This window comes from Oscillospiraceae bacterium (assembly GCA_035353335.1).
Classification (GTDB): Bacteria; Bacillota; Clostridia; order Oscillospirales; family JAKOTC01; genus DAOPZJ01.
The window spans coordinates 1-6,847 of sequence record DAOPZJ010000087.1 but is presented as its reverse complement, the minus strand read 5'-3'; the positions used below and the strand labels follow the sequence as shown (position 1 = coordinate 6,847).

General features: G+C 45.7%; 6 protein-coding genes. All 6 read left to right on the top strand.

Annotated features, from left to right (window positions below):
- The coding region (locus PKH29_12185) for a Gfo/Idh/MocA family oxidoreductase (protein ID HNX15597.1) at positions 1-928 on the top strand (928 nt) is incomplete at its 5' end.
- Positions 925-1,788, top strand: coding sequence for a sugar phosphate isomerase/epimerase family protein (locus PKH29_12180; GenBank protein HNX15596.1), 864 nt, complete (start codon positions 925-927; stop codon positions 1,786-1,788). The genes PKH29_12185 and PKH29_12180, both read left to right, overlap by 4 nt.
- 664 nt (positions 1,789-2,452) lie before the next feature.
- A complete protein-coding gene (locus PKH29_12175) occupies positions 2,453-2,815 on the top strand; it encodes a hypothetical protein (GenBank protein HNX15595.1) in 363 nt (120 codons plus the stop codon).
- Between the two features lie 19 nt (positions 2,816-2,834).
- Positions 2,835-4,328 (top strand): hypothetical protein, encoded by a 1,494-nt coding sequence (locus PKH29_12170; protein ID HNX15594.1) that lies wholly within the window; start codon positions 2,835-2,837, stop codon positions 4,326-4,328.
- Between the two features lie 48 nt (positions 4,329-4,376).
- A complete protein-coding gene (locus PKH29_12165; protein ID HNX15593.1) occupies positions 4,377-5,447 on the top strand; it encodes a hypothetical protein in 1,071 nt (356 codons plus the stop codon).
- A gap of 9 nt (positions 5,448-5,456) precedes the next feature.
- Positions 5,457-6,845 carry an ABC transporter permease gene (locus PKH29_12160; protein ID HNX15592.1) on the top strand — a complete coding sequence of 463 codons (1,389 nt, stop codon included), beginning with the start codon at positions 5,457-5,459 and terminating at the stop codon, positions 6,843-6,845.
- Positions 6,846-6,847: the final 2 nt, after the last annotated feature.

Below are 6,847 nucleotides of genomic sequence, written 5' to 3'. Positions count from 1 at the left end.
AAAATACGGCGTCACCCGGCTCTATACCGATAAGGACGAGATGTTGAAATTAAAAGAGCTAGACGCGGTCTCGGTGACGACCTGGAACTCCCAGCACGCGCCCTGCACGATCGCCGCGTTAAATGCCGGAAAGCACGTCATTTGCGAAAAACCGATGGCGATGAACGCCGTCGAAGCGCAGGCGATGGCGGATGCCGCCAAAAAGAACAACAAATTGCTGATGATCGGCTTTGTGCGCCGTTTCGGCAACGACTGCGATATTTTAAAGGATTTTGTTGACAGCGGTTATTTCGGCGATATCTATTACGCCAAGGCCACTTATCTGCGCCGCAACGGCAATCCCGGCGGCTGGTTCGCCGATAAATCCCGCAGCGGCGGCGGTCCGCTCATTGATCTCGGTGTGCATGTCATCGACCTCGCACGCTACCTGATGGGCTGCCCGAAGCCGGTTTCGGTCTACGCGGCCACTTATCAAAAACTATTTGACCGTCCGGGCGTCAAGGACAGCGTTCTTTACAGCGCTTCCGATGTCTCCAAAGGCGAACATATCTGCGACGTCGAAGATTTTGCCTCGGCTTTGATTCGCTTCGATAACGGCGCAGTCATCGCCCTCGAAACCAGCTTTTCACTGAACATCAAAGACGGCGTCGGCGACATCCAGCTGATGGGCACCAAAGCCGGAGCCCGTCTTGACCCGACGCTTGAAATTTTTACCGAGCAAAACGGTTTTATGTGTGATATCGCACTCAAAAAACCCTCCGCGCTCAGTTTTGACGGACTGTTCCAAAAGGAGATTGACCACTGGGTCGACTGCCTGCTCGGAAAAACCGAGTGCCGCGCCCCTGCGGAAGCCGGCGTGACGCTGATGAAGATCCTCGATGCGGCTTACGAATCTGCCCGTACCGGGCACGAGGTGATCATAAAATGACAATAAAAACCGCCGTCAGCAGCTACAGTTTTTACAGAGTCAGCGGAATGCCGCAGTTCGACTGCATCAAAAAAGCCAAGGAGATGGGTTTTGACGGCATCGAATTTTCGGGTCTCTCCCCGCGCGAGGGTGAAAGTGTCACTGATTACGCCAAGGCACTTGCGGCAGAAGCCAAATCGGTCGGCATCCCGATTGTCAATTACTGCACCGGCGCGGACTTTTTAAAAGCCGACAGCGTTGATAAAGAGGCCGAGCGGCTGTTTGAACAAGTCGACCTCGCCGCGATATTAAGCGTCAAAACCATGCGCCACGACGCGACATTCGGATTCAAGGACGGCACACGCGGAACTCGCGGCTTTGATACCGAAGTCGCCAAAATCGCCGACGGCTGCCGCAAAGTTACCCGTTATGCCGCTTCCAAGGGAATTAAAACCATGATCGAAAACCACGGCCAGCTCGTTCAGGAGAGCGCACGGGTTGAGAAACTGATCCATACGGTCGCCGATGACAATTTCGGTCAGCTCATCGACATCGGCAACTTTATGTGTGCCGACGAAGCCCCGGAGCTTGCGGTCGGACGCAACGCGCCTTACGCGTTCCATGTGCACGTTAAAGATTTTCATTTCAAGTGGGGCAACGGCCCCGACCCCGGTGAGGGATGGTTCAAGACCCGCGCCCAGAATTATATTCGCGGCGCAATCGTCGGCCACGGCGTGGTTCCGATCGTGCAGTGTCTGAAAATTCTCAAAGCCAATGGCTACGACGGATATGTCTCGATTGAATTCGAGGGCATGGAAGACCCGATTAACGCGATCCGAATCGGATTGGATAATTTGAAAAGATACATCGAGCTCGCATAAAAGAATCAAAAACAGAAGCGGTGGCTTTCATCGGAAAGCCGCCGCTTTTTATTGATGTCGAAAATTATCGAATAATGTCAATGAAATATGGAAAATATTACATGACAAATAACTGGATACAATGTAAAATAACACCAGATAGAGATTAGTGATGAGGAAAATAGTAAAACAAGGGGATATAAACCATTAATTAAAGTCACATTACGAAACATTAATTACATAATAAATTAGTAAATGTAACCGAAATGACAACAGCAAGAATAAAAAGCGAATTCGCTATAAAATCAATAAAAAGGGGAGGGAATTACGATGGGAACATGGAAAAAATACATGACAGGATATTGAAAATGTTCTGTATATTGCGTATAATGGTCATCAGAAATGACTCTGATCAAGCTGTAAAAGATGATGAATTGTATGCGATATTAAAAAAGGATCGACTAAATGTTGCCTGCCGGCCGCATCGGGTAACAACGCCCGAGCGGGAAGTGCTGATTGTGCAAAAATGACCGGCTATCCCGTAAGCGGAAACGGGTAGTCGGAACGGACCCATTCAAAGGTATTATTTTCGCGAACAAAATAAAATTGAAATCGGTTGTTAATTTTTGTTCAGCCGTTTATGAGATGAAAAGGGAAATGTTTCGTTTCCCGGAAAGGATTCATTATGAAAAAGTCAGTCAAATTGATCGCCGCAGTACTGATGGCTGCGGTTTTAGCCTTCTCTTTGTGCATCGGATTAGCAGCGAAAGACGGAGGTATTAATGATATCTACAGCGTTGCTACTGGAGGATGCGGATACGCAATGCTTAACGGTATTTGCTTCTGGGATGCAGAAATGAATGTTTCACAAGCAAACACAGATTTCGATTTTCATTGGAGCCTTGTTTATACTGCTGCTACTAATACAAATTACGCAACGCAACTCGCTTCTAATGGTCAACTTTCATACGAACCAGGAGATTCTGCTGACTTGTCTTATTACTCAGCATCAGGATATACCAACTGGGGTGAAATTACATTAATCTGATTTGAAAGTAGGAATTCACATGAAAAGAACGGTATTTAAAAAAGCCATAACCATTCTTGCCATGCTGTTCCTACTCTGCACCGGCTGTCAGCCGGTGCAGAGTAGGGGGGTAGTGGTGACGTTTCCGCTTGAAGTTTATGATAAAGCCCCGAAACAAATGCGGAATTATTTCGGCACACATTATTATTTAACTGCTGAACATGTACTTTATGGTTGGGGTAGAAATTTCGGTTATGCGTTAGAGCTGCCGTTGCCAGAGCAGTATGTCTCCGATCAACCGGTTAAGCTTGCGGAAAACGTGATGGACGTCGAGGGCTGCGGTTATGCAACATTCATTTTGAAAAGCGACAAGTCCCTGTGGGTAATCGGGAATTACCCGAATTCCGAAACAGGTGGAAATTTTTGTGAACGATTCATGAAAATTGCGGATGGTGTTTCAGAAATCATGAATTATATCCCAGGACAATATTGTTGTTATATTTTAAAAGATAACGGCGACTTATATATAATCGGCACAACACAAGGCAGCGGAATGTATCAAAATCTAGAAATGCGTTTGGTCGATTCGAGCGTAACGAGTTTAAATGGATATTTTTATGAAGCACAAGGGAATGGTAAAATCACCGATATGGTATCTTCGTCGATATTTAAATATTATTTTTCTTATTATAAACAAAACACAATCTGGTACTTAAGCGAAGATGAAAATGGGAACTTCACTGTCGAAAAGAAGCACGAAAACGTTCAATCATCCACGCAGTATGCGTATGGGTATATCGACGAGGCAAATAATTTTTGCCTCGACGGCTTCTATGTGACCGAGGACGGAACAGAACTGAAACCGACCAACGGGGTAAAAATTATGGCGAAAAATGTGGCGCAGTTATACGGAGGCGAAGGGTTCATTTTTGGTTATCTCACTTTAAAAGGCGATTTGTATATCAATGGGAAAAATTATATTGATGTCGACACCGGAAACACCGTGGAATCCGGAACCGTAAAAGTCGCGGAAGGCGTTAAATTTCTCTATCAATTTGATTTAAGTTTTCATCAGTCCACTTTGTATTTTTTGAAAGATGACGGTTCTTTATGGGCGATCGGTGAAAATTCCATGATTACAGGTGACGGGTCGATTCCAACAGAAGTTTATCGTGATAACCGGTCCGTATATTCGGAAATGGATTTAACAGTGACTGATGAATTGAAAGAACCGGTAAAAATACTCGATAATGTCGTAGAATTCACTTCATCATATTATTCTAAGATTGCAGTAACCGCTGATGGGAAAAGATACATTTGGGGAATGGATGTTATTGCGGCGATACCTAATTCGGCAGGATATTCACCTGAGGGCGTCACAAGCGATGAATATATCATCTCGAAACGGGCGTCTTCGTTAGAGGAGTCAAACCAAATGAAGGAAGAACTCGCTGCTTACCAACGCGCGGATGTCTATCTGGTTCCGACGCTGTGGGAAGATGTGTTCGGACAGCTGTTCCCCGGAGATGAATAATATTGAGTTAAAGATATTACATATGACGGGTCGTGATACGGTTTGCGAATGAAAAAAATACGGTTTGATGAGGTGATCCTCGTTCTGATCTATATGGTTGTGGGGTTCAGCGGGCTGTTTTTCGGCGTATATACGGCGCACCGGGCGCAGCTCGCCGCCACGGCTACGGCTTTCTACGGCGCCGATGCGCGGGCGCTGATGGTGTCTTATAAAATCTCTCCCGATGAGATTGATTCCAAATTATTTATTGAATTTGCTCGCTCCTGCGGGGACATCACGATCTTCAACGGCTCGATTAAAAGCCAAGGTAATGTCTGGCACGGTATTTATTCATCAAAGCCGGATTTCATTATGTCGGTGACAAGCGGCAGGAGATTCACTGCCACGGATTTTGCTAATTTATCAACCGTAGCCGTGGTCATCGGCTCCAATCAAATGAGTATGGATAGTTTCAAGAACGATCCGAATTTTGAAAAGAAGGAAGGACAGCTCTATTTCAAAGGGTATCAGGTCATTGGCGAGTTGATTGTCAACACGAAAAATATTTCAAGCAGTGGCGTAATCCGAATCATGAGCGAGGGCTATACCTGCCAGACCGGGATTTTCGTGCTGGATGCCGGAGACGCCTTAAACACAAACAAACGTTTCGATGAACTGATGGACTATTTGAAAGATCATGAGTTGAGCGTAGAGGAATGTGAACTGCCGCAGACCACCGAGAGCATTTCAAAGTTTTTCGGGGTAAAGACGCTGAATCTGCTGATGATCGGCTTTTGTATCTTCGCGGTGATTATCTCAACCGTTCCTATTACCGCGATGTGGGCGCAGCGGCGGTTTCGGGAGATCGCTGTGCGCCGTCTGATCGGTGCGAACGTATTCGGCATCTTTCTGGGGATTGGATTGCGCCTATTTTTATTGTATAATCTCGGCTTTTTCGCTGCATATGGGATCGAGAAGGCGCTGGAGACGGCCTCGTCCCGGATCCAACTGCCAGGGCTGCTGTCCGAGTCCATGCTGATAGCTTACTTTTCCGCGCTTGGAGTGAGCATCCTGACTGCGTTAATACCGATGATCCGGTGTATGGCGATCGAGCCGGGCGACGCGCTCCGAAAGGATTAGGTGGCTGAAATGAAGATTTTATTTTCTGAAGCCCTGACAAGTATTTATAAAAGCATTGTCCTAAGCGTTCTGATCATTCTGATCATCTCCGGAAGCGTATTTCTGATCGGCGGAACCGCAGGATATTATACGAATACGCAGAACGTACTGGACACTTTTGAGAGTGTTTACAACGACGATTCGACCCGGATGATTGTTTCCACGATGCCGCAGCGGGATATCTATATGAGCAGGGAGGGAATTGAAAAATATTTTCAGACACTAGTCCAATTAAAAGCCAAATATCCGGAATATATCCAGCTGCGTTACGACCGTTCTTCGGTAACGATTCAACATTTTAATGGCCCTGATAAGCTGCTTTATTTATATGACGAGGGAACACCGGTAAAAAACCGGAATTATCCTTTGAACAATTTAACCGATCTCAACAATGTAAATTCTCTGACGGTCTCGCCCGAATTTTTAAATATTTTTCATCTTGGCATTTCTGAGGGAAAGGACTTCGACGGATACTCAAAACAGGAGTTGACTTATTCAAAGGACGGCGTTTATCCGGTGATCCTCGGGCATGATTTCGCCGAATATTACAAAATCGGCGACACGTTTTCCGTGGTCACCGATCCTGCCATCCCCATCATAAACGTCTATAAGGTCATCGGCTTCCTGCGGGAGGGCTGCGCAATTCTCGATACATACGAAAAGAGTTTAAAAACCGATGAGGGGACGGAGGATTCTCTTATTTATCTGGACAACTATATGGTGCTTCCGGCGCTGGATTATACGCCGACCATGGATTTATATCCCGAGAAAAGTAAAATCGGGGATTTTTATTATTTCATGTACCGGCATTATATGTACATGCTTGTCGTATCAAGTGAAAATCCGGACAAGGTTGTCTGGAATGTCAACGACTTTTTCTGGGCGAACGGCTATTCCGAGATTGAGGGTTGGAATATCATGAATATTCCGCGCTCTTTGAAAATTGAGATCGACGATTATTTTAATCTGTTACTGTATTGCAGCGTCTTTATCGCGGCGACTGCGGTCATCTGCATAAGCGCCAACATTAGTAACAAGATCAACCGGAATCTCAAGAAATATGCAATTCACCTGTTATGCGGAGCCAAATTATCAACGGTGAGGGCTTTTGCGGCGGTGGAGGTACTTTTACTATTATTGATTTCGAACATTATTGCAGGAGTATTATTGTTTTTAATCGGGCCGAAAGTATTTACATTTTCACTTGCAAATCTTTATAATACGACCGTAAGTATCTCATGGGTCAGTATAGCAGCCATGCTTGCGCTTGATCTGATTGTTTTCTTGCTCTCGCTTGCCTATCCGCTGTGGCGCATCAACCACGCCGAATATGATACATTCTTAAGGGGGAATGAATGATG